Annotated in this window: 28 protein-coding genes and 1 other RNA gene; 17 read left to right on the top strand and 12 right to left on the bottom strand. The window is 63.3% G+C overall.

From position 1 onward, the window contains the following. Positions 1-45: 45 nt before the first annotated feature. Complete coding sequence (locus B9N93_RS15860; protein WP_085215235.1) at positions 46-1,278, bottom strand: GGDEF domain-containing protein; 1,233 nt, start codon at positions 1,276-1,278, stop codon at positions 46-48. Positions 1,279-1,639: 361 nt separating this feature from the next. On the opposite strand from B9N93_RS15860, the gene B9N93_RS15855 reads away from it, so the two are divergent. Continuing rightward, positions 1,640-1,888, top strand: a complete 249-nt coding sequence (locus tag B9N93_RS15855) for a hypothetical protein (protein ID WP_125469023.1) — start codon at positions 1,640-1,642, stop codon at positions 1,886-1,888. Between the two features lie 231 nt (positions 1,889-2,119). Beyond that, positions 2,120-3,649 (top strand): CYTH and CHAD domain-containing protein, encoded by a 1,530-nt coding sequence (locus B9N93_RS15850; protein ID WP_085215233.1) that lies wholly within the window; start codon positions 2,120-2,122, stop codon positions 3,647-3,649. A 20-nt stretch (positions 3,650-3,669) separates the two neighbouring features. On the opposite strand, the gene B9N93_RS15845 is transcribed toward B9N93_RS15850, so the two are convergent. Next, positions 3,670-4,599 (bottom strand): 5'-nucleotidase, encoded by a 930-nt coding sequence (locus tag B9N93_RS15845; RefSeq protein WP_085215232.1) that lies wholly within the window; start codon positions 4,597-4,599, stop codon positions 3,670-3,672. A gap of 185 nt (positions 4,600-4,784) precedes the next feature. On the opposite strand from B9N93_RS15845, the gene B9N93_RS15840 reads away from it, so the two are divergent. Next, on the top strand, positions 4,785-5,246 hold the full coding sequence (locus tag B9N93_RS15840; RefSeq protein WP_085215231.1) for a hypothetical protein: 462 nt from the start codon (positions 4,785-4,787) through the stop codon (positions 5,244-5,246). 92 nt (positions 5,247-5,338) lie between these two features. Here the strand turns inward: B9N93_RS15840 and B9N93_RS15835 are convergent, their stop codons facing one another. From B9N93_RS15835 to B9N93_RS15800, 8 genes are all read right to left on the bottom strand, one after another. Further along, complete coding sequence (locus B9N93_RS15835; protein ID WP_085215230.1) at positions 5,339-5,680, bottom strand: histidine triad nucleotide-binding protein; 342 nt, start codon at positions 5,678-5,680, stop codon at positions 5,339-5,341. 83 nt (positions 5,681-5,763) lie between these two features. Continuing rightward, positions 5,764-6,363: a recombination mediator RecR gene (recR, locus tag B9N93_RS15830; RefSeq protein ID WP_085215229.1), complete on the bottom strand. Its 600-nt coding sequence runs from the start codon at positions 6,361-6,363 to the stop codon at positions 5,764-5,766. A 16-nt stretch (positions 6,364-6,379) separates the two neighbouring features. Next, entirely contained in the window at positions 6,380-6,703 is a 324-nt protein-coding gene (locus B9N93_RS15825) for a YbaB/EbfC family nucleoid-associated protein (RefSeq protein WP_085215228.1), read from the bottom strand. Between the two features lie 21 nt (positions 6,704-6,724). Beyond that, on the bottom strand, positions 6,725-8,398 hold the full coding sequence (gene dnaX / locus B9N93_RS15820) for a DNA polymerase III subunit gamma/tau (RefSeq protein ID WP_085215227.1): 1,674 nt from the start codon (positions 8,396-8,398) through the stop codon (positions 6,725-6,727). A gap of 55 nt (positions 8,399-8,453) precedes the next feature. Further along, positions 8,454-8,550: signal recognition particle sRNA small type (gene ffs / locus B9N93_RS15815), an RNA gene on the bottom strand. 148 nt (positions 8,551-8,698) lie between these two features. After that, the gene (locus tag B9N93_RS15810; RefSeq protein WP_085215226.1) at positions 8,699-9,373 is read right to left on the bottom strand and encodes a hypothetical protein; all 675 of its coding nucleotides are present in this window, start codon (positions 9,371-9,373) and stop codon (positions 8,699-8,701) included. 122 nt (positions 9,374-9,495) lie between these two features. Then, positions 9,496-10,386 (bottom strand): CheR family methyltransferase, encoded by an 891-nt coding sequence (locus tag B9N93_RS15805; protein ID WP_254899406.1) that lies wholly within the window; start codon positions 10,384-10,386, stop codon positions 9,496-9,498. Then, entirely contained in the window at positions 10,386-11,333 is a 948-nt protein-coding gene (locus B9N93_RS15800) for a chemotaxis protein CheV (RefSeq protein ID WP_085215225.1), read from the bottom strand. The genes B9N93_RS15805 and B9N93_RS15800 overlap by 1 nt, the downstream gene beginning before the upstream one ends. Positions 11,334-11,511: 178 nt before the next feature. Here B9N93_RS15800 and flgA point away from each other — a divergent pair, with 178 nt between their 5' ends. The 7 genes from flgA to B9N93_RS15765 all read left to right on the top strand — a co-directional run bounded on the left by flgA (position 11,512) and on the right by B9N93_RS15765 (position 15,946). Beyond that, a complete protein-coding gene (flgA, locus tag B9N93_RS15795) occupies positions 11,512-12,213 on the top strand; it encodes a flagellar basal body P-ring formation chaperone FlgA (RefSeq protein WP_085215224.1) in 702 nt (233 codons plus the stop codon). A gap of 103 nt (positions 12,214-12,316) precedes the next feature. Next, entirely contained in the window at positions 12,317-12,616 is a 300-nt protein-coding gene (gene flgM, locus B9N93_RS25595; RefSeq protein WP_176225283.1) for a flagellar biosynthesis anti-sigma factor FlgM, read from the top strand. 6 nt (positions 12,617-12,622) lie between these two features. After that, positions 12,623-13,108 (top strand): flagella synthesis protein FlgN, encoded by a 486-nt coding sequence (locus B9N93_RS15785; protein WP_085215222.1) that lies wholly within the window; start codon positions 12,623-12,625, stop codon positions 13,106-13,108. A gap of 66 nt (positions 13,109-13,174) precedes the next feature. Next, a complete protein-coding gene (locus B9N93_RS15780) occupies positions 13,175-13,774 on the top strand; it encodes a TetR/AcrR family transcriptional regulator (RefSeq protein ID WP_085215221.1) in 600 nt (199 codons plus the stop codon). A gap of 216 nt (positions 13,775-13,990) precedes the next feature. After that, a complete protein-coding gene (locus B9N93_RS15775; protein WP_085215220.1) occupies positions 13,991-15,349 on the top strand; it encodes a methanethiol oxidase in 1,359 nt (452 codons plus the stop codon). Positions 15,350-15,429: 80 nt separating this feature from the next. After that, on the top strand, positions 15,430-15,645 hold the full coding sequence (locus B9N93_RS15770; RefSeq protein WP_085215219.1) for a (4Fe-4S)-binding protein: 216 nt from the start codon (positions 15,430-15,432) through the stop codon (positions 15,643-15,645). Positions 15,646-15,673: 28 nt separating this feature from the next. Next, a complete protein-coding gene (locus B9N93_RS15765; RefSeq protein ID WP_085215218.1) occupies positions 15,674-15,946 on the top strand; it encodes a DUF4242 domain-containing protein in 273 nt (90 codons plus the stop codon). Between the two features lie 59 nt (positions 15,947-16,005). Here B9N93_RS15765 and metG read toward each other — a convergent pair whose 3' ends face one another. Next, on the bottom strand, positions 16,006-18,087 hold the full coding sequence (gene metG, locus B9N93_RS15760; RefSeq protein WP_085216298.1) for a methionine--tRNA ligase: 2,082 nt from the start codon (positions 18,085-18,087) through the stop codon (positions 16,006-16,008). A 129-nt stretch (positions 18,088-18,216) separates the two neighbouring features. Here metG and B9N93_RS15755 point away from each other — a divergent pair, with 129 nt between their 5' ends. The 7 genes from B9N93_RS15755 to dtd all read left to right on the top strand — a co-directional run bounded on the left by B9N93_RS15755 (position 18,217) and on the right by dtd (position 22,373). Then, positions 18,217-18,627, top strand: a complete 411-nt coding sequence (locus tag B9N93_RS15755) for a single-stranded DNA-binding protein (protein ID WP_176225282.1) — start codon at positions 18,217-18,219, stop codon at positions 18,625-18,627. 17 nt (positions 18,628-18,644) lie between these two features. Next, positions 18,645-18,983 carry a hypothetical protein gene (locus B9N93_RS15750; protein WP_085215217.1) on the top strand — a complete coding sequence of 113 codons (339 nt, stop codon included), beginning with the start codon at positions 18,645-18,647 and terminating at the stop codon, positions 18,981-18,983. Positions 18,984-19,421: 438 nt separating this feature from the next. Further along, positions 19,422-19,724 (top strand): DUF5658 family protein, encoded by a 303-nt coding sequence (locus B9N93_RS15745; RefSeq protein WP_085215216.1) that lies wholly within the window; start codon positions 19,422-19,424, stop codon positions 19,722-19,724. A 157-nt stretch (positions 19,725-19,881) separates the two neighbouring features. Next, positions 19,882-20,970, top strand: a complete 1,089-nt coding sequence (gene apbC, locus B9N93_RS15740) for an iron-sulfur cluster carrier protein ApbC (protein ID WP_085215215.1) — start codon at positions 19,882-19,884, stop codon at positions 20,968-20,970. Beyond that, positions 20,970-21,536: a dCTP deaminase gene (dcd, locus tag B9N93_RS15735; RefSeq protein WP_085215214.1), complete on the top strand. Its 567-nt coding sequence runs from the start codon at positions 20,970-20,972 to the stop codon at positions 21,534-21,536. The genes apbC and dcd overlap by 1 nt, the downstream gene beginning before the upstream one ends. A gap of 52 nt (positions 21,537-21,588) precedes the next feature. Beyond that, entirely contained in the window at positions 21,589-21,912 is a 324-nt protein-coding gene (locus B9N93_RS15730) for a rhodanese-like domain-containing protein (RefSeq protein WP_085215213.1), read from the top strand. 2 nt (positions 21,913-21,914) lie between these two features. Continuing rightward, complete coding sequence (dtd, locus tag B9N93_RS15725; RefSeq protein WP_085215212.1) at positions 21,915-22,373, top strand: D-aminoacyl-tRNA deacylase; 459 nt, start codon at positions 21,915-21,917, stop codon at positions 22,371-22,373. Here the strand turns inward: dtd and B9N93_RS15720 are convergent. Then, the gene (locus B9N93_RS15720) at positions 22,336-22,809 is read right to left on the bottom strand and encodes a DUF3617 domain-containing protein (RefSeq protein ID WP_176225281.1); all 474 of its coding nucleotides are present in this window, start codon (positions 22,807-22,809) and stop codon (positions 22,336-22,338) included. The two genes, dtd and B9N93_RS15720, sit on opposite strands and share 38 nt — an antisense overlap. Positions 22,810-22,915: the final 106 nt, after the last annotated feature.

Genomic DNA, 22,915 nt, shown 5'->3' with positions numbered 1-22,915 from the left:
CGGCGCGGGACCGTTCCGCTGATTCTAGGGGTTCCGCGCCGGGGTTCAACCCCAGGTCACGACCCGGTTGCGGCCGGCTTCTTGGGCGAGGCGGAGGGCGCTGTCGGCCTGGGCGAGCAGTTGGTCGCCGGAAAGCCCATGGCGGGGGTATTCCGCGATCCCGATAGACACGGTGCAGCAAAGGGTCTCGCCCGCGTGGTCGATGGCGAGCGCCTCCACGGCGGTGCGCCAGGATTCGGCCCGCCGGGCGGCGTTCAGCAGGGGCGCGCCAGGCAGCACCGCCACGAAGACCGCATCGTCGTAGCGGCAGGCCAGGTCTGCGCCGCGCATCTGGCTGTGCAGGAGTCCGGCCACGGTTTTGAGGAGCGGGTCGCCCGTCCGTTGGTCGATCTGCATGGCCACGATGCTGAGGGGCTGGTTGTCCCGGCCCACGCGGCTGAGTTCCCGGTGCAGGGTGGCTTCCATATAGCGGCGGTTGAACAGGCCGGTCAGCCCGTCGCGTATGGCGAGCCCGGCCAGTTGCTCCTGTAGTCGCTGGTTTTCCAGCAATTGCATTTCCAGGCGCTCGTTGGCTTCGTGCAGTTGGTCCTCCGCGCGTTTGTGGGCGGTAATATCGAGCAGGAATCCCATCACATAGCGGGCGGCACCTTCGGCGTCGCGCAAGGCACCGACCGACAAATCCCCCCAGAACGGCGTGCCGTCCTGGCGGACATAGGCTTGCTCGACGCGGTATTGGGCGGTTTCGCCGCGCAGCAGGGCGCCGATCCGGCCTTGGTCCAGGGAAGCGGAGGGGCGCAATGCCCGCGCGTCGTCCCAGGTATAGCCGAACAGTTCCAGCCAACGCGGATTGGCGTCCAGGAACCGGCCCGCCGCGTCCAATAACACGATGCCGATCCCGGCCTGGTCGAACACCGCCCGCCACAGGGCCGACCGGGGGTCGGCCGGGGCGTCCTGCGCGTCGGCCAGGGTCAGCAGGGCGTATTCGCGGCCCTCGATCACCGTGCGCTCGGCCTCGACCCGGCACCAGACGTGGGTGCCTTCCGCGCTTTTCAAGGCCACGCGGTCGAGGCGGGCCGGGCCGGTCCGGGCGGTTTCGAGCAGGCGGGCGAGGTCGTCGGGTTCGGAGAAGATCGCCGCCGCCGGGCCGGGCTGGGCGGTGGTTCCGAGTTTTTCCCGTGCCCGGCGGTTGGCGAAGGCGGCGCGGCCACCGTCCAGGGCGACCAGCAGCACGGGGTGGGGGATGGGGTCTATCCAGGGGAAAGCGGCACTGGGTGGCATCCGGGGCAACACTGGGGTAGGGGCGTTGAGGGGGGCGCGAAGGCCGGGCTAGCCAAGTCGGGCCGGGCGCGGGCGCGGCGGATTCGGCTCGGGGCAGTATATCCCGGCGTGGAATTCGGGGCGAGCCGGGCCGGCGGGGAATGGACGGTCCGGGCTACGGAATCCGGTCCGCTCATGGCGGAGGCTAGCCGTCCCGCTTCCCCTGGGCAATGCAGGGATTCCCGTATTGCCGGGGCGGGGGGGCTTTGCTGCAATGCCAAAGCCTGTTTCCAGGCGGAGGGCCGAAGCGATGGCCCATAGCAATCGAAACCACTGCTGGATGATGATGCTTATGGACGGAAAATTCACCATTGGAACCACCATGATCTACGCGCCGCTGCACAATAACCCGCGGCGTGCCCAATATGTCGGCAAAGAGGCCGTCATCGTCCGCCATCCGCATTCCGATACCCACGAAGTCTATATCGTCTTCGCTTCCGGGTTGGTGTTGTTGGTGCCGGAATACGACCTCAGGCCCGTCAGCCAGGAACCCGCCCGCGGCAAGACCACCGCGGCCTACGCGCCCAAGACGCCGACGCTGCGGCAATCTTTATACCGGATGGTGTTGTAGCCCGGATGGAGCGGAGCGGAATTCGGGACTCTCGGTGCCACCGGAGTCCTGGATTCCACTGCGTTCCGGCCTCGTGCCCCAACCGCTTTAAATCGCCAGCTTCGGCGTAGCCCGGATTCCGCTAGCTACGGGTTCCACTATCGCTCCGGTCCGGCTGTATCGGCGCGCGGGGAGACAAGGGGCGGGGTGCCATGGGAGAATCCCGGCCCGCTTGTCAGCCGCCGTCCCGCCATGAGCGATCCACTCCGCAGCGAATTCACCCTGCCTCCCCATGCCAATCCCACCGAACTGGTTGATACCTTGGAGCAAGCCTTCGGCTTCCTGTCCCAGGGCCGCCGCCGTGTGAAGCGGGTGTATTACGATAGCTTCGACGGGCGCTTGCGGCGGGCCGGGTTTGGCTGCGCCATCGAGCCGGATGGGGACGCGCTCGCCGTATGGGTGGCCGGACCCGGCGGCGTGTGGCACGAGCCGGTCGCCGTCGCCACCCCGCCGCGCTTCGCCCAAGACCTGCCACCGGCCCCTTGGCGTGGGCCGGTGGCGGCGCTGCTGGATTGCCGGGCCTTGCTGCCCCGGCCCGGAATCACCCTGCTGCGCGAGATTTTCGTGTGGGAGGACGCGGCGGGCGCCGCGCTGATGCGGGCGGAGTTGGATATTCCGGAGCTGGAAGCGCCGCCGCTCCCGGCCCGGTTGCGCTTGGTCGCGGTCCGATGCGGACCCAAGCGGTTCCGCCATACCGTAGAGGCCGTGCGCGGACGCTTCGGTTTGGAATCCGCCCCGGCCGGCGGGCGGGCGGAGGCGTTGGAGTTATCCGGCGCGGCCCGATTCCGGCTCGATCCGGCGGAGCGGGCCGATGCGGCGGCCCGGCGCATCCTGTGGACCCAGTGGGAAGCGATCCGGCGCAACGAGGCCGGTGTCCTGGACTCGGTCGACACCGAATTCCTGCACGATTTCAGGGTCGCGGTGCGGCGGACCCGTGCGGCCCTGGGCCAGATCAAAGCCGTATTTCCGGCAAAGACTACCCGGCGCTATGCCCAGGCTTTCGCCGAACTCGGGCGCGTCACCGGCGAAGCCCGCGATTTGGATGTGTACCTGCTGGATTTCGAGCGGCACCGGGAGGAATTGCCGGAAGCCTTGCGCGACGGACTCGAACCGTTGCGGGCCTTGTTGCTCGAACGCGCCGCCATCGCCCACGCCCGGCTGAACGAACATCTAACATCCCCCGGCTACCGCGGCATGGTGCGGAGTTGGGAGCGCTTCCTACGCCGCGGACCGCCCACCCATCCCACCGCGCCGCAAGCCGCCCTGCCGATCCGGGGGCTGGCCGACCGCCGCATCTGGAAGCTCTATCGGCGGGTGGTCGCGGCAGGCTTGGCGATAGAACCCGCGAGTCCCGCCGACCGGCTCCATGAATTGCGCAAGACTGCCAAGAAGTTGCGCTATCTGCTGGAATTCTTCCGCGAACTCTATCCGCCGGAGCGGATCGACCCGCTCATCGGGGCGCTCAAAGGCTTGCAGGAACATCTGGGTGCCTACCAGGACGCCCAGGCCCAGATCGGGCGGTTACGGGAATTCGCCGAGGCCTTGCGGGCGACGGATGCGCCGACCGGGACGTTGTTGGCCCTGGGCGCCTTGCTGGACCGGCGTTATAGCCATGAGCGGCGGTTGCGGGAGGCGTTTCCGGCCTGTTTCGCCCGGTTCGTGGCGGCGGGGCGGCGGAAACGATTCCGGCGCTTGTTCAAGCCCGCGGCCAGGCCGCCCTAGGACGGACGCGCCGGGTCCGTCTACGCCTTGCCGTCGGGGCGGGCCGGTCCCGGCAAAACCTGCGGATTGGCGATGCCATGCGGCACATGCCCGGTCGCCACATGCCCCGAGGCCGAGGCGCAATGCTTCTGCTGGTCGTCGAAGAAAATATCCGCCCCGAACGCCCGTAAGAAGGGTCCCTTGTCCATCCCGCCCAGGAACAAAGCCTCGTCGATGCGGATATTCCACGCCCTGAGCGTCCTGACCACCCGTTCGTGGGCGGGCGCGCCGCGAGCCGTGACCAAGGCGGTGCGGATCGGGGCCAGATCGGGCGGGAACAGGCTTTGGATATGGTGCAGGCTGGCGAGGAAGGCTTTGAAGGGACCGCCGGACAGCGGCGTCTTGGCCTTCTCGACCTCGTTCTCGGTGAACGCGCCGAGGCCATCGGCTTGGTAGATGCGCTCGGCCTCGTCCGAGAACAGCACGGCGTCGCCATCGAAGGCGATGCGGAGTTGGGAGTCGGCGTTATGGGCCGGGTTGGAATCGAGGATGGTGGCGGCGGCGTGGCCCCTGTCCAGGGCCAGGGCCACGTCCTCGGCGTTGGCCGACAGGAACAGGTCGGCCCCGAACGCGCCGATATAACCGAACGGCGACTGGCCGCTGGTGAAGGCGGCGCGGGCGATATCCAGCCCATGGCGGCGGATCGAATTGAACACCCGCAGCCCGGTGTCGGCGCTGTTGCGGGAGAGCAGGATGACCTCGACCAGGGGTTCCGGCAGCGCCGGGTTCAGGGCCAAAAGTTTTCGCACCAGGGTGAACGCCACGCCGGGTTCCAGGGTCTCATCCTCGTGTTCGATTTGGTAGCGGCAGAAGGCGTCCTTGCCCTCGGCCTCGAAGATTCGATGCGACTCGTCCAGGTCGAACAAGGCGCGGGACGAGATGGCGACCACGAGTTTTTTATCCTGTTTCATCGCGTTCCGGTCCGGGTGGGGTGGTGGCGGGGCAGCCGTGGCTCCGCCCGCGGCAAAGGAACGGACGTGACGGGTTGCCTGTGTACATTTGCGGCACACTCCCGCAAAATTCGCTCCCTTGCAAGCGGACTACCCTGCCCATCTTGACCGGTTACATAAAGAGAAAACGACAAAGGCAACCCAACATGAAAGATTTCATCGCTAAATTCACACGCGGCAAATTTTCGATCTTATTCCTGATCCTTTTCGTGGCCCTGCTCTACACGGTGTTGAACAACGGGGTGATGCCCCTGGTGATGAGTATTGTGAAATCGGATGCCTTTTTCGAGAAGGAGGCCGAAGAGGAGCAATTGGGCAAGATCGAGAACAAGACCCCGCGCATCGGCTATGCCTTGAGCCATTGCAAGGACGCGGTGAAATACGAGGGCGATCTGTCGGACGCCGCCCAGTTCCTCGACGAGAAATCCGAAGCCTGGGCCTTGGGCAACCGCCATTACATCATCCGTTCCACCGTCAGGATCGTCGATCAGGAAAAAGGCCAGGTGGATCGGCTGTTCGCCTGCAAGGTCCGCATGATCGCCGACAACGAGGCCGATCCCAATAGCTGGTCCATCCTGGGCGTGGATTTCAACGAACCTTCCAATTAGGCGGAGATCGTGCGGGGCGGTGTTTCCGGCCCTGCATCCAACCCTGGGGCGGGCCGGCCCGCCCCAGGGTTTTTTGCTGCCCCGGTTCCCCTTCAGCCCGGTGGCCAAGCCATGGCCCGGCCCCCCAGCACATGCAGGTGCAGGTGGTAGACCTCCTGCCCGCCATCACCCCGGCAATTAATCACGGTGCGATAGCCGTTCGCCAAGCCTTCCAATTCCGCCACTTTCTGCACCGCCCCGAGCAGGGCCGCGGCCAGGGCCGGATCGTCGGTCGGCAGGTCGTCCAGGGTGGCGCAATGCCGCTTGGGGATGACCAACACGTGTACCGGGGCGCGGGGCCGGATATCCCGGAACGCCAGCGCGTGTTCGTTCTCGTAGACCACGGCGGGCTTGATCTCGCCGGACACCATCTTGCAAAACAGGCAGTCGGTCATGGTGGATTCCCCTTTGGGTTTAGGAATGGGTTGTCCCGGATTCTGCGGCGCTGCGTCCGGGCCACGCCACGGTGAGCGGGGGGTCAGAACTCCCGGCGGCCCTTGAAGGCATGGGCCAGGGTGGTGCCGTCCACGTATTCGAGTTCGCCGCCGAAGGGCATTCCATAGGCGATCCGGCTGGTGCGGATGCCATCGCGCCGGGCCATGGCGTGGATGTAATGGGCGGTGGCCTCGCCTTCCACCGTGGTGTTGGTAGCGAGGATGGCTTCTTTGACCTCGCCCGATTGGAAGCGCCGTTCCAGGAGGTCGAGCCGCAGTTCGTCCGGGCCGATGCCATCGAGCGGCGACAAGCGCCCGTGCAGCACGAAGAACACGCCCTGGAAGCCGGTCGCGGCCTGGTCGATGGCGTGGACCTCGGCGGGGGTTTCCACCACGCACAGCAGGGAGCGGTCGCGCTGGGGATTGGCACAGACGGGGCAGAGGGTGCCTTCGGTCAGGGTGCGGCACTCGGCGCAATGGCCGATGCGGTCGAGGGCGTCCAGCAACGCCTCGGCCAATTGGCGGGCGCCGGGGCGGTTGCGCTGCAACAGGTGGAAGGCCATGCGCTGGGCCGATTTCGGTCCCACCCCTGGCAGGCAGCGCAGGGCTTGCATCAATTGGCCGAGGGCTCCGGTCGAGGACATGGCGCGGGGCGGGAGCTTAGAACGGCAGCTTGAAGCCGGCCGGCAATTCCATACCGCCGGTCAAGCCCGCCAGTTTTTCCTGCTTGAGGGCGGCGACCTTGTTGACGGCGTCGTTGACGGCGGCGGCGACCAAATCCTCCAGCATATCGCGGTCTTCCTTCACCAGGCTGTCGTCGATTTCCACCTTGAGCACCTGGCGCTTGCCGGTCATGGCGATCTTGACCAGCCCGCCGCCGGATTCGCCCCGGACCTGGAGTTCGGCCAATTCCTCCTGGGCCTTCTTCAGGTTTTCCTGCATTTGCTGCGCTTGCTGCATCAGATGGGCGAGGGGATTCTTCATGGCGGTGGCTCCGGGGCGGGTTCAATCCAAGGGTTTGACGGAACCGGGCACGATGCGGGCATCGAACCGTTCCTTCAAGGCGATAACGTTTTCGTCTTGTTCTATTTCGATCTCCGCCGCCCGTTGGCGTTCTTCCTTTTGCCGCTGGTTTTGCAAGGCGGGGGTTTCTCCCGCGGGTTCGCCGAGCTTAATGGTGAGCTTGAGCGGGCGGCGGAAATAGTCTTGCAGGGCTTTTTCCAGGTTAGCCTCGGTATGGGCGGCGCGGAGCAGGGCTTGCTTGGGATGCAGGAGCAGGACGCAAGAGGTTTCGTCCAGGTGTTCCAGCACGCAGTTGTTGGCCAGTTCGCGGGCCAGGGCGGCGACGCCGGTGGCGCGGATCAGTTCGCGCCAATTGACCTGCGCGGGAGCGCCACCGTCCGGGTTGGGTGCCGGCGCTGGCGTGGTTTGGGCCGGTGGTGTTGGTGCCTGGGTAGAAGCCGGGGTCGGTGGCGGTTCGGGCCGGGCCTGGGGCGGATGGATCAGCCGGGGCGGTTCCGGGCGCGGCGCGGATTTGGCGTGCTGCCCGTCGTGATGCGCCGGGGCGGTTCCGGGCTGGGACGGGTAGGTCGTGGCTTCCGCCGGACGGAAGGCCAGCATCCGCAGCAAGACCATCTCGAAGCCGCCTCGGGGATCGGGCGCGAGGGGCAGGTCGCGTTGGCCGACCAGGCCGATCTGGTAAAACAATTGCAAATCCTCGGCGCTCAGGCGCTGGGCCAGGGCCAAGATACGGTCGGCGTCCTCGTCGCGGCGGACCGCATCGGGCACCCATTGGGCCAGGGCGGCGTGATGCAGGGCGATCAGCAATTGTTGCAGCACATCGCCGTAATTCGGGGCGTGTTCTGATAGGGCTTCGATCAGGGTCAACAGCGCCGCCGCATCGCTCCGGGCCAGGGCGTCCAGCAGATCGAACACGGGCCGCCGCGACACCGTGCCCAGCATGGCGCTGACTTCGGCCTCGCCCAGGCGTCCGCCGCCGTGGACGATGGCTTGGTCCAACAGGCTCAGCCCGTCGCGCATCGAGCCATCGGCGGCGCGGGCCAGGGCTTTCAGGGCATTCGCCTCGAATTGGATTTCCTCCTGGCGCAGGATGGATTCCATCTGGGTGCCGATTTGGCTCGGGGTCAGGCGCTTGAGATTGAACTGCAAACAGCGCGATAGCACTGTGACCGGGATTTTCTGGGGGTCGGTGGTCGCCAGCAGGAATTTGATATGGGGCGGCGGTTCTTCCAGGGTCTTCAGCAGGGCGTTGAAGCTATGCCCCGAGAGCATGTGGACTTCATCGATCAGGTAGACTTTGTAGCGGCCTTGGCTGGGCGCGTACAGCACATTGTCGAGCAGGTCGCGGGTGTCTTCGACCTTGGTGCGGGAGGCGGCGTCCACCTCGATCAGATCGACGAAGCGGCCTTCGTCCACTTCCCGGCAAACCAGGCACTGGCCGCAAGGGTCGGAGCCGTTGGGGGATTCGCAATTGATGGCCTTGGCGAGGATGCGGGCCAAGGTGGTCTTGCCCACGCCGCGGGTGCCGGTGAAGAGATAGGCGTGGTGCAGGCGGGCGGTTTCGAGCGCGTGGGTCAACGCCCTGACGACATGCTCCTGGCCGACGATTTCGCTGAAATTACGGGGTCGCCACTTGCGGGCTAAAGCCTGATAGGCCATCGGGGCTCGCTGCCGGTTATCGACCGTGTAGGCATGGGGGATGGGAGGGTGGCAGTCGTATCAGCCACACCCCGGCACACGAATCCGGTGCTACCGTTGCTCCCTTCCGGGCCTGGCGGGGTTCGCAGCGTATCGTTGCGAGGGGACCGACACGACTTGCCATTGAACTCTGGCGTTGGCTCCGGGCCGTGGGGACCGGGGCCGTCGATGAGGACGCGCATTATGATGGATGGCTTGGGCCGATTCAAGCCTTGACTTTTCAATAAGGCGGCTGGCGTCCAAAACAACCGCCGGGCCGGATCAGGTTTTGTGCGCTGCGGGTTGGCTGCGGCGGGTCGCCCAGGCCAAGCCCGCGAGGCCCAGCGCCATGAGCGCGGGTAGGGTGGGTTCGGGAATCAAGGTGGCATCGGTGGAGGCCGGGGACGCGAACCTGGACGGCGGCGCTTCGGGAAGCGCGATGGACGGGAGTATTTCGATACCGGCCACGGCCTTGCCCTTGGCATTGACGAACAGCAGCGGGCTGGCCGAGCCGCCTTTGACGAAATAGCCCTTGTTCTGCGCGTCGAGGGCGTCGGAGAACAGGACGCCGGTATAGGTGTGGCCGGCCAACAGGGTGGTTACGGTGTTTTGGAACAGGACGGCTTTGAATCGCTGGGCGAAGGCCGTGTTCGTCAAATCCTTTTGCAGCAGGGCGTTATCCAGGCTCGCGGGGGGTGAATATGTCCCCTCGAAAATCGCGAAGCTGACATCGGCGGTGCTGGACGGACCCCGTTTCATGTCGAACAAGCCGCCGCCTACGGTGACGTTCTGGGACACTGAAAAGGTCCAGTGCTGGGTATGGTTGATATCGGTTTGCGTCTGCGCTCCGGTATGGCCGGTGCTGACGAACAACACGGGCAAGGCCTGTGCGGGAGTCCCCAGCGTGGAAGCGGCCAGTACGATCAGGCCGACGCCTAGGTGGTGGATGGGTTTCATAGCGATCACCCTCGGGGGTTGAATGATTAAGGAATGTATACTGCTACCTTTATTTTAATACGCTTGGGTGAGGCCGGGTGGGGTGGAAAGTGGTCGAACCGGCCATTCGGAGCCAATTGACCTCAAGGGCCGATCCGGTAGTAGCGGCAATATTTGCCGCGCACCGTTTTGTAGCCGTCGACCCCCGGCGGCAGGCTTTCGGTGCTGCTGAGGAACAAATAGCCCCCAGGAGTCAGCGCTCCCGCCAGCCGGGTCAAAATATCGCGCTTGATGTCGTCCGGGAAATAAATCAACACGTTGCGGCAGAAAATCAGGTCGAATTTGCCCAAGGGCGCATAGGAGGCTAGCAGGTTGTAGGGCTGGAACCCGACCCTGGCGGTGATATCCGGCCTGGGCCGCCATTTTTCGCCCACGGCCACGAAATAACGCTCCCGCAGTTTCGGGTCCAGTCCCCGCGACAAGGCCAGGTCGCCATAGTCGGCGCGGTTGGCCTCGGCCAAGGCCAACTCGGAAATATCGGTGCCTAATATCCGCACCGGCCTCGCTCCCAGGGCGGGCCTGCCGCGCAAGAATTCTTCCACGCATAGGCTGATCGAATAAGGCTCCTGCCCGGTGGAGCAAGCCGCCGACCAAATCCGCACCGTCCCGCCAAACGCCGCCATCCATGCGGGCAGCAGCACGTCCCGCAGTTCGTTGAAATGCGGGGTTTCCCGGAACCAGAAGGTCTCGTTGGTGGTCATGGCGTCGATGACGCGGGCCTTGAGCGCCGGGGCCACCGTCCCCGCGCCCAGGGCCGCGATGAAATCGCCAAGGCCGGCATAGCGGCTGCCGCGCAATACCCCGGACAAGCGGTTCTTGACCAGGTATTGCTTATGCTCCCCGAGCAGGATGCCGGACGAATCCAGCAGGAAGCGGCGGAAGACCGCGAATTCCTCCGGGGTCAAATCACGGTCGGGCGGCGGCGGGGTGTCCATGGGCTGGAGGGCGGACCGGCATGGGAAGAAGGCGTTCATCAGGACTGGGTCGGCGGGCCGTAGAGTTCCAGGTGCTCCCGTAATTGCTGCTGGACCAAACGGGCCAGGTCGTCCGGGACATATTTGGCGAGGAAGCGGTTCGCGCCGACCTTCTCCACCATGGCTTGGTTGAACACGCCGCTGAGCGAGGTGTGCAGCAGTACATAGACTTCTTTCATGCCGTGGGTTTTACGCATGGTCGCGGTCAAGGTATAGCCGTCCATGCGCGGCATCTCGACATCGGAAATGATCAGCGCCAGGAACCGGGGCAAGTCCTTGCCTTCGGCCTGCCAGGCCTCCAGGATTTCATAGGCTTCCTGTCCGTCCTTGGCCAGGGTGTAGGGCACGGACAATTGTTCCAGCACCTTCTTGATCTGGTTGCGGGCCACGGAGGAGTCGTCCACCACCAGGACGTGCTGGGAGAAGGTGTCGATGGCGGGATCGATGATCCCCGCGGACACCTCGTCGCTGCCGCCGATCACTTCCTTCATCACTTTTTCCACGTCGATGACCTCGATCAACTCGCGGTCCACCTGGGTGACGGCGGTCAGGTAGCTATTGCGGCCCGCCCCGCGCGGTGGCGGTTGGATTTGCTCCCAGCCCATGTTGATGATGCGGTCTACCGCGCTGACCAGGAAGCCCTGGGTCGAGCGGTTGTACTCGGTGACGATGACATAGCCCTGGCAGTTCTGGGAAAAGCAGCCCGCGCCTATCGCCATCGACAGGTCCAGCACCGGGATGGTCTTGCCGCGCAGATGGGCGACGCCACGGATGGCCGGGTGGGATTTGGGGATTTGGGTCAGGTTCGGGCATTGGATGACTTCCTGCACCTTGAACACGTTGATGCCGAAACGCTGCTCGCCGCCGAGCTTGAACAGCAGCAGTTCCAGCCGGTTATGGCCGGCCAGTTTGGTTCTTTGGTCCACGCCATCGAGTATGCTGGGCATCGATGCTTCTCCGAGGGGGTTGCGGGGCGTTGGGCGCGGTGCCGGTCCCGTGCCGGAAGCCGCGAGGTTAGCGATGGGCGAATAGCGATCAACTATGAGTGTAGCGGCTGCCGGCCGGGCTGCTTGAGGGGGTCCGGCATCGTTCCTGCATCGTGGGGGGAGATTTCGGAGTCACGCCATGTCTAGTTTCACCCGTATGATCGCCGTCCTCCCGCTCGGCCTCGCGCTGGCCGTGGCCCGCGCCGAACCGGGCTACCAATCCCATACCGCCATCGTTGAGTCTATCCATCAACGGGTCGAGTCGGAATTCCGACAGCGTGGCCAGGATTACCAAGCCGAGGTGTTGCCGCTCGACCCCCGGCTGCGCCTGCCGGAATGCGGCCAGCCCTTGGAAACCTTCCTCCCGCAGGGCCGGCGCGAGGCGGGGGCGTGGTCGGTCGGGGTGCGTTGCCGGGGCGAACGGCCTTGGACGATCTATGGCCGGGTCAATGTCCGGGGCAGCGTCGAGGTGGTGGTGTTGCGCAGCGCGGTGCGGCCGGGCGGCTTGATCGGCCCCGCCGATATCGCCATGATGAAAAAGGATTTGGCCGGACTCGGCGGCGATTATCTGACCGATCCCGCCCAGGCTGTCGGCCAGGTGGCGCGGCGCGGTTTGGCGGGCGGGACGCTGCTGAGCGCCGAGCAATTGACGGTCCCCAAGCTGGTCCAGCGCGGCGAGCGGGTGGTCATCCGCGCCGAGAGCGGGGGTTATCAAATCAATTCGGGCGGCGAAGCCCTGGCCGATGGGCAGAAGGGCCAGCGCGTCCGGGTCCGCAACGAACAATCCGGGCGGGTGGTGCAGGGCACCGTGGCCGGGCCGGGCTTGGTGCTGGTGCAATAGGCGGGCGGATAACCCGACAATTCCACCTGGGATTTCTACCGTAAAGTTTATGGCCGCGCCGCCGTTAATCTTGTCAGCAGCCCTCCCAAGAGGAATCAACCCCATGGACCTTAAATTGCCAAGCATCGCGGGCGGTATTCCCACGCCTTCGGCCAAGAAGACCCAGTCCGCCGACGCGGGCGCGGCCCCGGCGGCCCCCGTCGCCGCCAAGCCATCCGAAGGGGAAACCTCCGCCCAGCCCAACCTGCGTGTCGCCGAACTGACCCAGGGTTTGCTCGCCGAACCCGCCGTGGATCGGGACCGGGTGGAACAGGTGTCCAGCCAAATCCAGTCCGGCACCCACCGGATCGATGCCCAACGGGCGGCGGATAACATGATCCGCATGGAACTGTCCTTCCGGTAAGCCGCCATGTCCACGACGCCCCAAACCCTGTGCGAACTGTTCCGCGCCACCTTGGACGGCCTCCGCGAGATGCACGGCCTGTTGCAACAGGAATCGGTGGCCCTGGGCGGACGCGATGCCGCCGCCCTGGAGCGCATCGCCCTGACCAAACAGGAACTGGTGCCGATTCTCGACCGCTTGGCGGCGGAGCAAAGACGCTTTTTCGCCGCAGGGCCGGAGCAAGCCGGCGGTATCGAAGCCTATCTCGCCAGCGCCAAGCCCGAAGCCGGGATGGCCGGGGCGCTCAGGGCCGATTGGCGTGAAATCCTGCGTCTCCTCGCCGTCTGCAAGCATCAGAACGAGGAAAATGGCGCGTATATTGGCCTACTGCGCCGCCATGTCGAAAACGCCCTCGATATCCTGCATGGTCCCGTCCAAGCCGAAGCCACCTATGGCCGCGATGGCGTCAAGCGCCGGGGTGGGGTGCATTCCCGGCGGTTCTACGCTGTATAAGCCCTTCGCGCATCCGGTGCTTGCGGGGCTTGCTTTTCAAGACGACTGGTCGTATATTTCAACCCCATGACCCGGACATCCACCAAACACTTCACCCGCGAAAAACTCCTGGACCAGGGCGTGGCCTTGATCATGGAGCGCGGCTATCACGGCACCGGCCTACAGGAGCTTTTGGCCGGGGTCGGCGTGCCCAAGGGTTCGTTCTACAACTATTTTGCCAGCAAGGAAGAATTCTGCGCCGAGGCCATCGGCCATTACATCGAACCGTTCATCCAGTTGTTGGAAGGCTATCTGGCCCGGCCCGGACTCGACGCGCTCGCGGCCTTGAAGGGCTATTTCCGGGAGTTGATCGAGGAACTGGAGCGGCGCGGCTACCAGGGGGGCTGTTTGCTCGGCAACCTCATCGGTGAGATCGGCGATACCAACCCGGTTTGCCGCGCGGCCCTGCGCGGCGCGGTCCACCGCTACCGGGACACGCTGGAACGGGGCTTGGCGCGGGCGCAGCGCGAAGGTACGGTCCGCGCCGACCTGGACGCCGGGGTGATGGCCGATCTGCTGGCCGACGCTTGGCAGGGTGCCTTGTTACGGATGAAGGTGGAGCAATCGACCCGGCCCCTCGAAGCTTGCATCGGCGGTTTGCTGGACGGTTATTTCAAGGCGTCATGAATCGGACGTAAGCGTGTGGAACGGATTGCGCCACGGGCACGGGCGCATTATTTTTTGGCCGGATATAAAACGACTGGTCTACTCGGAAAAGGCCGGTCGGACAGGCTTCAGTGGAAGATCAAGCGACGAGGGAACGCCATAACCACCGGGCCGCGCCATGGCGACGGCACCGGCGCTATAAACCAAGTGAGGGCTACGCGAATGTCAAAACCAACCATGCTCCCCCGTGCCGTCCGCGCCGTGTTGTGCGGATTGGCTCTGTCCGGTCTCGGCATCCTTTCCGCCGGGGCAGATGAAACCTGCCTCTCGCCCTATATGCCCAAGATCAAGGGCCAGGAAGATTTCGTCTACGTCTGGACCCTGGGTGTTGAGGGGCTGGGCGACGAACAGGACAAACTGGTTACGGTCGCTGTGAACCCGAAGTCTCCCGATTACGGCAAGGTGGTCGGCAGCGTGTCGGTGGGCGGGCGCAACGAGGCCCACCATTCCGACTTCACCGACGACCGCCAATTCCTGTGGACGGGCGGGCTCGATACCAACAAGATTTTCATCTTCGATGTGCATAGCGACCCCGGCAAACCCAAGCTGGTCAAGACCTTGACCGACTTCGTGGCCAAGAGCGGCGGCGTGGTCGGGCCGCATTCGTTCTACGCCTTGCCGGGGCGGATACTCATCACTGGGCTGTCCAACAACAAGGACCACGGTGGGCGCACCGCGATGGTGGAATACACCAACGCGGGCGATTATGTCGCCACCCATTGGATGCCCACCGACGACAACCTCGGCGGCGCGGTCAAGACCGGCAAATACGCCGATGGTTATGGTTACGATGTCCGCGCCCTGCCGCGCAAGAACGCCCTGGTTTCGACCTCGTTCACCGGCTGGAACAACTACATGATGGATTTCGGCAAGATGCTCCAGGACCCCGAAGCCATGAAGCATTTCGGCAATACCGTGGTGGTGTGGGATTTGATCAGCCGCCAGCCCAAAAAGGTGTTCGACGTGCCGGGCGCGCCCTTGGAAGTCCGTTGCGCCTGGGACGATACCCACGACTATTGCTTCACCACCACCGCCCTGACCTCGAAAATCTGGCTGGTCGCCCCGGACGATAAGGGCGAATGGCAGGCGACCGAAGTGGCCGATATCGGCGATCCGAGCAAGGTGCCGCTGCCGGTGGATATTTCGATTTCCAGCGACGACAAACTGCTGTGGGTCGATACCTTCATGGACGGCAAGGCCCGCGCCTTCGATATTTCCGATCCCAAGCATCCCAAACAGGTTTACGAGAAGGTCATCGGGGCGCAGCTCAACATGGCCTCGTCGAGTTGGGACGGCAAACGGGTGTATTTCACCTCCTCGCTGCTCGCCAACTGGGATAAGAAGGGCAAGGACGATGAGCAATTCCTCAAGGGTTATGCCTGGGACGGCAAGGAATTGAAGGAGCAATTCGCGGTCGATTTCACCAAAGAGAAACTGGGCCGCGCCCATCAGATGCGGTTCGGGGCGTATTCGCTGTACAAGAGCGTGGCGGAGGCGCAACCCGCTCCCACCGTGGCCGAAGCCGCCAAGCGCTGAGGTCCACAACCCGATCCGGCCCTTGCCTCCGGGCGGGGGCCGATAAGCCAAACAACCTTTTTCCAACCCCGAGGAATGCCATGCAAGAGTATAAGAACCGGCAGGTGATCGTCCGCTTCAACCCGTATGCCTGTTCCCATGCCGGGGAATGCGTGCGCGGCCTGCCCCAGGTGTTCGATCCCTCGAAAGAACCGTGGATCGATGTGGATGCCGCGACGCCCGAGGCCATCGCCGAAGTGGTCGAATGCTGTCCTTCGGGGGCTTTGAGCTATGAATATATCGTCGCGGCGGAGTGAAACTGCAACACAAAAAGGAGTGGTTGATATGCCCAAGTATCTGATCGAACGGGAAATCCCCGGTGCCGGAAAATTGACGGCGGAGGAATTGCGGGGTATCTCGCAGCAGTCGTGCAGCGTGCTGAACCGGCTGGGGCCGGGTATCCAGTGGATACAGAGCTATGTGACCGGGGATAAAGTGTATTGCGTATATATCGCGCCGAACGAGGCATTGATCCGGCAGCACGCGGAGGAGGGGGGATTTCCGGCCAACCGGATTTCGGAGGTTACGGCGGTGATCGATCCGGCCACGGCGGGATAGTTTCATAAAATCGTAGGGTGGGTTACGCGGGTGCGCTAACCCACCCTAAGTAATACCCTTTATTTAATCCGCATGCCCGGCTGCGCCCCTTCATCCGGGAACAGCACGAACGGCCCGCCGCGCTCGTCGCTGGCGGCCAAGACCATCCCTTCCGATAGGCCGAATTTCATCTTGCGCGGGGCCAGGTTGGCGACCATCACCGTCAGCTTGCCTTCCAACTGCGCCGGGTCGTAGGCCGCTTTGATGCCGGCGAACACGGTGCGCGGCTGTTCCTCGCCGATGTCCAGGGTCAGCTTCAACAACTTCTCGGCCTTCTCGACATGCTCGGCCTTGGCGATTCGGGCGATACGCAGGTCGATCTTGGCGAAATCCTCAATCGAAATGGTGTCGGCGATGGGCTGGATCACGTGTTGCTGGTGCTGGGCGTGGCGTTGTTCGGAATGCGGGGCCGGTTCGGTGGTGGCTTGCAGGCTGGGTTTGTTGGCTTCCACGAGCGCCTCGATTTGTTTGGGGTCGATGCGGGTGATTAAGTGTTCGTAAGTTTGGAGTGGTCGCTTAGGAGAAATTCCATTAAACACATCATCCCACATGAGTGGTGTCGAAAGGTTTAGAAAAGTTTCTACTTTTTTTGCAATATTGGGTAAAACGGGTTTTAAGTATAGGGTTAGTATTCGAAACGCTTCGAGAATAATGCTGCAAACTTTGAGTAGCTCCTCTGATTGCTCCGCATTTTTAGCCAGTTCCCACGGCTTGTTGGCATCAACGTATGCATTGATGGAATCGGCTAGCTCCATGATGAGTCGAATGGCTTTACCATATTCCCGATTTTCATAGAAAGATGCTATTTTATCTGATTCGTTTTCTACAGTCTGCAATATGGGGTCGCTATATCGGTCAGTGATTTTTACTGCACCATGAAATCGCTTGGTTATAAAGTTAGCTGCCCTACTGGCAATATTCACATATTTCCCGACCAAATCCGAATTCACCCGTGCCGCGAAATCTTCCAGATTCAGGTCAATATCCTCCATGCTCCCATTCAGCTTGCAGGCGTAATAGTACCTGAGCCATTCCGGGTTCAAGCCTTGCTCAAGATAGCTGGAAGCTGTGATGAAAGTACCGCGGGATTTCGACATCTTCTCGCCATTCACGGTCAGGAAGCCATGGGCGAAAATCTTGGTCGGCGTGCGGAAATCCGAATATTCCAGCATGGCCGGCCAGAATAAAGCATGGAAATATAAGATATCCTTGCCGATAAAATGGTAAAGCTCGGCGCTGGAATCTTTGCTCCAATAATCTGCGAAGTTCAGCCCCAGCCGGTCGCATAGGTTCTGGAAACTGCCCATATAGCCAATTGGCGCGTCCAGCCAAACATAGAAGAACTTGCCCGGCGCGTCGGGAATCTCGAAACCGAAATAAGGCGCGTCGCGGGAAATATCCCAGTCGTTCAGTCCGGCCTCGAACCATTCCGCCATCTTATTGGCGGCCTCGTCCTGCAAGTGCCCGGCGCGGGTCCAGTTTTGCAGGAATTCCCCACACTTCCCCAACTTGAAGAAATAATGCACCGATTCCTTCCGCACCGGCGCGGCCCCGGACACGGCGGAATAGGGATTCAGCAAATCGGTGGGAGCATAGGTCGCGCCGCAGACTTCGCAGGAATCGCCATATTGGTCTTTGGCATGGCAGCGCGGACATTCGCCCTTGATGAAACGATCCGGCAGGAACATCTCTTTCACCGGGTCGTAATACTGCTCGATGGCGCGGGATTCGATCAGGCCGTTGCGTTTCAACGTTGCATAGATCGTTTCGGCGAAACGCCGGGTTTCCTCGGAATGGGTCGAGTAATAGTTGTCGAATTCGACCAGGAAGCCGTCGAAATCCCGCTTATGCTGGCCGTGGACGCGGTCGATGAGTGCCTCCGGGCTGATGCCTTCCTTCTCCGCCCGCAGCATGATCGGCGTGCCGTGGGTGTCGTCGGCGCAGATGTAGGATATTCGGTGGCCCTCGCTCGCGGGATAACGCATCTTCTGGAAGCGCACCCAGATGTCGGTTTGGATGTATTCCACCAAATGCCCCAAATGGATGGGACCATTGGCATAGGGCAGGGCGCTGGTGACGAGGATTTGGCGTGGCTGGTTCATCGGCTTCATCAAGGTTCGCTGCATGAAAATGGCGGCGATTATCCCATAATCGCGGACGCGGTTCCGGCTTGGCTAGGGGCGGCCTCTGCGTGTATAAGCTTCCCCAATTCACTTGGAAGGAGAACCCCCATGCTCGACGTATTGTTGTCGGGAAAACTATCCCGCGATCCCCTGGTCCGCGTCGGACCTTCCGGCAGGCCGTTCACCACCGCGCAAATCAGGGTGCCGGTCGAAGGCGATGAAACCCTCTGGGTGTCCACCATCGCCTTCGGCGAGGTCGGCGAACGCCTGGGCCGCCTCAAGGCCGGCGACGCGGTCAGCCTTGCGGGTTCGGCCAAGCTGTCGTCCTGGGAAAAAGACGGTGAACTCCGCCACGGCCTCAGCGTGACCGCCTCCGGCCTCCTGTCGATCCACGAAACCCGCGAAACCCGCAAGCGGCGCGAACCCAAGGAAGCCCCTGGCCGGGCCGCGCCCGCCGAGCCGCCGCCGGGCCGCGAACCCGGCGTGGCGGTCGAGTTCGACGACGATATTCCGTTTTGACGGGTTGGATCATGGGAATGAAACTGAAACCCGCCGCGCTATTGGTGGGCTTGTTGCCGCTCGCCGCCTGTGTCACCGCGCCCAGCCAATACACCCGCGATGTCGGGGTGAATCCGGCCACCTGCCGGGTTTTCCCGATTACCCAACATATGTGGCGCGACGCCTATCCGGGCTTGTTGCAGGCCCAGGTCGATCCCGATTGGATGTATCCGGCCTATGTCGGCTTGGGCACTACGACCTGGCTGGTCGCGACGCCCTTCCTGCCGGTGGTCGATCTGTTGGTGGCCCCGTTGTGGATGGGGCAGGGCTGCACCTGGGACAACACCTGGCAAGACCTCCAGAAAATCCCCGGCTGAACCGGGCGGGAAGAACGGTGTCGGTTTTCCTACAAGCCGTGCCCCATTATGGGGAAAATCCGCTCTAGGGTTTGTACCATAGGTCGCCCGATCGGGGATTAAATCAAGGTGGATCAAGATGTTGCGCCTTACGGGCGGGATTCGGGCCAACCGGACCCGGCGCTTGGCCCGGAAACTGCTGCTATGTTTGTCGATGACATCCCGTAATTCCGACGAACCCTCCCCGGCGCTCTCCCGTTAGCGCGGAACTCGCCCGAACCGTGCCTGTCATGCCTCGCCGGGCCGATCCGGCGAAGCTCCCAGCCCTGCGAAGCCAAGCGGCGCGGTCGAGCGCGTGGACTTCGTAAGGGTTCCCTGACCGCAATCAACGCCGCCCATTGGGCCATTCCGGGCCTTGAGCCTGGGGAATCATCCCGAGATGGGGGCTGGAGTTCTACCGTGGACGCTTTACTGTTAATCCTGTTCGCATTGTTGCACGTCGCCGATGGCATCGTGACTTATTTTGGCCTGAGTTGGTTCGGATTGGAGGAAGTGAACCCGGTACTCAATTATTGCGCTGGTTATTTCGGCCTGGCCTGTTCCATCACCGCGCTGAAACTGGTGGCCTTGGGCTTCATTGCCTTCGTGTTCGCCGGGAGGCGCAGGATCAAGAGCCGCTGGATGACCGCCACCCTGGCTTCCGCCGTGACCTTTTACGGTTGGGTGGTCACCAACAACGTGATGCTGGTGATCGACGCCTGAGTCCGAAGCCGTCTACCGTCCCCGCCCTTTCCGCTGCGGGGACGCCCTGTTTCCCCCGCCACGCCCATTCCCGCCCCCTTGGATTCCCCCCCGGCGCAAGCCGCCGCCCCAATTGTGTAGAATGGCGCTTGGTTATTTGCATTGCCCGGAGAGTCCCATGTCCTTCACCCAAGCCGATGTCGAAAGCAGTCTGAAAACCTGGATCGATCCCCACCTCGGGAAAGACCTGGTCGGCGCCAGGATGGCGAAAAAAATCGAGGTGGAGGGCGACAAGGTCCGCATCCGGCTGGCTTTGGGCTATCCCGCCGCTAGTTTCCACGAAGCGCTCCAGGCCGCATTGGTGGCCAAGGTCCAGGCCGATACCGGGGCGGTGGCGGTCGAGGTCGAGGTCGCCACCGAGATCGTGTCCCATGCCGTGCAGAAGAATTTGAAACCCATGCCCGGCGTCAAGAACATCATCGCCGTGGCCTCGGGCAAGGGTGGCGTCGGCAAATCGACCACCACCGCGAATTTGGCGCTGGCCCTTGCCGCCGAAGGGGCGCGGGTCGGTATCCTCGACGCCGATATTTACGGGCCGAGCCAGCCCTTGATGCTGGGCCTGTCGGGGATGCCGGAGGTGGAAGAGGGGAAACGCATGATTCCCAAGATGGCCTATGGGGTGCAGTCGATTTCCATCGGCTATCTGGTCGGCGAGGACCAGCCCATGATCTGGCGCGGCCCGATGGTGACGGGTGCCTTGCAGCAAATGCTGAAGGACACCAAGTGGGACGACCTGGATTATCTCTTGATCGACCTGCCGCCCGGCACCGGCGATATCCAATTGACCCTGGCCCAGCAGATTCCGGTGTCGGGCGCGGTCATCGTCACCACGCCGCAGGATATCGCCTTGCTGGACGCCCAGCGCGGCCTCAGGATGTTCGAGCAGGTCGGGGTGCCGGTGCTGGGCTTGGTGGAGAATATGAGCATCCATATCTGCTCCCACTGCGGCCATGCCGAACCCATCTTCGGCGAGGGCGGCGGGGCCAGGATGGCGGAGAAATACGGCACCGAACTCCTGGGCGCCTTGCCCTTGGATATGGCGATCCGGCTCGCCGCCGACAGCGGCCAGCCCACCGTGGTGGCCGACCCCGAAGGCCAGCCCGCCCAAATCTACAAGGCCATCGCCCGCAAGCTGGCGGCGCGGTTGGCGCTCAAGGCCAAGGATTACAGCGCTCGTTTCCCCACCATCCAGGTGGTGAACGACTGATGGGCATCAAATCCGACCGCTGGATCCGCCGTATGGCGGAAGAACACGGCATGATCGCACCGTTCGAGCCGGGGCAAGTGCGGAAAATCGACGGCAAGCGGGTGATTTCCTACGGCACTTCGAGCTATGGCTACGATGTGCGCTGCTCACACGAATTCAAGATTTTCACCAATATCAATTCGGTGATCGTCGATCCCAAGGATTTCGACGAAAACAGCTTCGTCGATGTCCAGCAGGACGTGTGCATCATTCCGCCCAATTCCTTCGCCTTGGCGCGGACGGTGGAATATTTCAGGATACCGCGGGATGTGCTGGTGGTCTGCCTCGGCAAATCGACCTATGCCCGCTGTGGGATCATCGTCAACGTCACGCCCCTGGAGCCAGAATGGGACGGGCATGTGACTCTGGAATTCTCCAACACCACGCCGCTGCCCGCCAAAATCTACGCCCACGAAGGCGTGGCCCAGATGCTATTCCTCGGGGCCGACGAAGTCTGCGAAACCTCGTACAAGGACCGTGGCGGCAAATATCAAGGTCAGACCGGCGTGACCCTGCCCAAAGCCTGAACCGCTGGAGTCCCGATCCTTTCCATCCACCTTTTTCCTACGCGATCATCCCATGCAGCAAATCACCGCCCCCGCCCTCCGCGACCGCCTGAACGACGCCAATCAACCGGCCCCGCTCCTGCTCGATGTGCGCGAACCCCACGAATACGCCTTTTGCCATATCGAAGGTAGCCTCAACCTCCCGATGAACACCGTCCCCGCCCGCATCGGCGAACTCGACCCCGACCGCGAAACCGTGGTGATTTGCCACCACGGGATGCGTAGCGCCAGCATCGCGGGTTTCCTGGGCAGCCGCGATTTCCAGAAGGTGTTTAATCTGTCCGGCGGCGTGGAAGCCTGGGCCGTGTTGGTCGATCCGGCCATGCCGAGGTATTGAGAATGCTGGCGGTGATCCAGCGGGTGGCGCGGGCCGAGGTCAGGGTCGCTGGGGAGAGCGTCGGCAGGATCGGGCCGGGCCTGTTGGCCCTGGTCGCGGTGGAGCGCGGCGACACCGAGGCCCAGGCCGAGCGTCTGGCCGGGCGGCTGCTGGGTTACCGCATGTTCGCCGACGCTGGGGACAAGATGAACCTCAGCGTCATGGAAACCGGCGGCGGGGTGCTGCTGGTGTCGCAATTCACCCTGGCCGCCGATACCCGCAAGGGAATGCGCCCCAGTTTCACGCCCGCCGCCGACCCCGAAACCGGCCGCCGTTTGTTCGATGATTTGGTGGCGCGGGTGCGGGCTAAGCATGGGTCGGTCGAAACCGGGCGGTTCGGGGCCAATATGCAAGTGGAATTGGTCAACGACGGGCCGGTGACATTCAGTTTGCGGGTGGCACCGCCGGAAGCGGAACCGTAGCCGGGGCGTTGCCGCCCGCGCATTCCCCCAGATAGACCGCGTGGAATTGGTTGCCCATGTCGGTTTTTTCCTGCTCGCCGAAATTCACGTCCAGCGCTCCGTCGATCCGGGTCGCGCTGAAATCCAACTCGCCATGGCCTTTGAGGCCCAAGTCCCCGGCGCAAGCCACGTCGAACGAGAGATGCCCCGCCGAATACTTCCGATCCCCGAAATCGCAACCCGAGACGCCAGGTCCGCCGCTGCCGGTGAGCAGGCGTTCCGGGTGGTCGGCGTCGTCCTGGCTCAGACATTGGGTCAGCTCGAAGGGCTGCGGTTGCCAATCGGGCGTGGCGGCGACGCGGGATTCCAGGGTGATTTTCCAGAGGCCCGGGCGGATGTCTTCGGCCTGGGCGCACAAACTCAGGGTGGACAGGAAAAACAGGATCGGGGTTTTCATCGGGCGGGTTCTCCTCGGGTCCGGTAACGGGGGCGGGGGATTGGGGTTTCGGCGTGGGCGTGTGGATTTCCGCCATGCGCCGGGATATGCCTCGGGCTTACAATCA

Origin of the sequence: Methylomagnum ishizawai (assembly GCF_900155475.1) — a bacterium.
Lineage (GTDB): Bacteria > Pseudomonadota > Gammaproteobacteria > Methylococcales > Methylococcaceae > Methylomagnum > Methylomagnum ishizawai_A.
This window is presented reverse-complemented; position numbering and strand designations above follow the sequence as displayed.

Bases quoted from the DNA above. Each gene is read 5' to 3' on its own strand.
- B9N93_RS15860 (WP_085215235.1), bottom strand. From the start codon at position 1,278: ATGCCACCCAGTGCCGCTTTCCCCTGGATAGACCCCATCCCCCACCCC.
- B9N93_RS15855 (WP_125469023.1), top strand. From the start codon at position 1,640: ATGATCTACGCGCCGCTGCACAATAACCCGCGGCGTGCCCAATATGTC.
- B9N93_RS15850 (WP_085215233.1), top strand. From the start codon at position 2,120: ATGAGCGATCCACTCCGCAGCGAATTCACCCTGCCTCCCCATGCCAAT.
- B9N93_RS15845 (WP_085215232.1), bottom strand. From the start codon at position 4,599: ATGAAACAGGATAAAAAACTCGTGGTCGCCATCTCGTCCCGCGCCTTG.
- B9N93_RS15840 (WP_085215231.1), top strand. From the start codon at position 4,785: ATGAAAGATTTCATCGCTAAATTCACACGCGGCAAATTTTCGATCTTA.
- B9N93_RS15835 (WP_085215230.1), bottom strand. From the start codon at position 5,680: ATGACCGACTGCCTGTTTTGCAAGATGGTGTCCGGCGAGATCAAGCCC.
- recR (WP_085215229.1), bottom strand. From the start codon at position 6,363: ATGTCCTCGACCGGAGCCCTCGGCCAATTGATGCAAGCCCTGCGCTGC.
- B9N93_RS15825 (WP_085215228.1), bottom strand. From the start codon at position 6,703: ATGAAGAATCCCCTCGCCCATCTGATGCAGCAAGCGCAGCAAATGCAG.
- dnaX (WP_085215227.1), bottom strand. From the start codon at position 8,398: ATGGCCTATCAGGCTTTAGCCCGCAAGTGGCGACCCCGTAATTTCAGC.
- B9N93_RS15810 (WP_085215226.1), bottom strand. From the start codon at position 9,373: ATGAAACCCATCCACCACCTAGGCGTCGGCCTGATCGTACTGGCCGCT.
- B9N93_RS15805 (WP_254899406.1), bottom strand. From the start codon at position 10,386: ATGAACGCCTTCTTCCCATGCCGGTCCGCCCTCCAGCCCATGGACACC.
- B9N93_RS15800 (WP_085215225.1), bottom strand. From the start codon at position 11,333: ATGCCCAGCATACTCGATGGCGTGGACCAAAGAACCAAACTGGCCGGC.
- flgA (WP_085215224.1), top strand. From the start codon at position 11,512: ATGTCTAGTTTCACCCGTATGATCGCCGTCCTCCCGCTCGGCCTCGCG.
- flgM (WP_176225283.1), top strand. From the start codon at position 12,317: ATGGACCTTAAATTGCCAAGCATCGCGGGCGGTATTCCCACGCCTTCG.
- B9N93_RS15785 (WP_085215222.1), top strand. From the start codon at position 12,623: ATGTCCACGACGCCCCAAACCCTGTGCGAACTGTTCCGCGCCACCTTG.
- B9N93_RS15780 (WP_085215221.1), top strand. From the start codon at position 13,175: ATGACCCGGACATCCACCAAACACTTCACCCGCGAAAAACTCCTGGAC.
- B9N93_RS15775 (WP_085215220.1), top strand. From the start codon at position 13,991: ATGCTCCCCCGTGCCGTCCGCGCCGTGTTGTGCGGATTGGCTCTGTCC.
- B9N93_RS15770 (WP_085215219.1), top strand. From the start codon at position 15,430: ATGCAAGAGTATAAGAACCGGCAGGTGATCGTCCGCTTCAACCCGTAT.
- B9N93_RS15765 (WP_085215218.1), top strand. From the start codon at position 15,674: ATGCCCAAGTATCTGATCGAACGGGAAATCCCCGGTGCCGGAAAATTG.
- metG (WP_085216298.1), bottom strand. From the start codon at position 18,087: ATGAACCAGCCACGCCAAATCCTCGTCACCAGCGCCCTGCCCTATGCC.
- B9N93_RS15755 (WP_176225282.1), top strand. From the start codon at position 18,217: ATGCTCGACGTATTGTTGTCGGGAAAACTATCCCGCGATCCCCTGGTC.
- B9N93_RS15750 (WP_085215217.1), top strand. From the start codon at position 18,645: ATGAAACTGAAACCCGCCGCGCTATTGGTGGGCTTGTTGCCGCTCGCC.
- apbC (WP_085215215.1), top strand. From the start codon at position 19,882: ATGTCCTTCACCCAAGCCGATGTCGAAAGCAGTCTGAAAACCTGGATC.
- dcd (WP_085215214.1), top strand. From the start codon at position 20,970: ATGGGCATCAAATCCGACCGCTGGATCCGCCGTATGGCGGAAGAACAC.
- B9N93_RS15730 (WP_085215213.1), top strand. From the start codon at position 21,589: ATGCAGCAAATCACCGCCCCCGCCCTCCGCGACCGCCTGAACGACGCC.
- dtd (WP_085215212.1), top strand. From the start codon at position 21,915: ATGCTGGCGGTGATCCAGCGGGTGGCGCGGGCCGAGGTCAGGGTCGCT.
- B9N93_RS15720 (WP_176225281.1), bottom strand. From the start codon at position 22,809: ATGAAAACCCCGATCCTGTTTTTCCTGTCCACCCTGAGTTTGTGCGCC.